General features: G+C 73.4%; 1 protein-coding gene. It reads right to left on the minus strand.

The genetic code is table 11. The annotated features are described in order from the left end of the window. On the minus strand, positions 1 to 492 hold a 492-nt coding region (locus tag ACLNEE_RS16920), incomplete at both ends, for a hypothetical protein (protein WP_412007455.1).

Below are 492 nucleotides of genomic sequence, written 5' to 3' on the forward strand. Positions count from 1 at the left end.
GGTGTCAGGCTCTTCCGCCGCCTGCGGCACAGCGGCCAGCAACGCATCCAGCGCGGCCGCGGCGTCGTCAGTCTCCTCGGCTGCCACCGGCGTTGCAGCGCGGAGGGCATCGAGGGCGGCGGCCTTTGTATCGGGCTCTTCGGCTGCCACCACCGGCGTTGCAGAGCGGAGGGCGTCGAGGGCAGCAGCCTTGGTGTCAGGCTCTTCCGCCGCCTGCGGCACAGCGGCCAGCAACGCATCCAGCGCGGCCGCGGCGTCATCGGGTTCCTCGGCCGCCACCGGCGTTGCGGCCCGCAGGGCGTCAAGTGCTGCGGCCTTAGTGTCGGGTTCCTCGGCCGCCACCGGTGTTGCGGCCCGCAGGGCGTCGAGGGCAGCAGCCTTGGTGTCAGGCTCTTCCGCCGCCTGCGGCACAGCGGCCAGCAACGCATCCAGCGCGGCCGCGGCGTCGTCAGTCTCCTCGGCTGCCACCGGCGTTGCAGCGCGGAGGGCATC

The sequence above is a fragment of the Aphanothece stagnina RSMan2012 genome (genome assembly GCF_046764815.1).
In the GTDB taxonomy this organism is placed as follows: domain Bacteria; phylum Cyanobacteriota; class Cyanobacteriia; order PCC-6307; family Cyanobiaceae; genus NIES-981.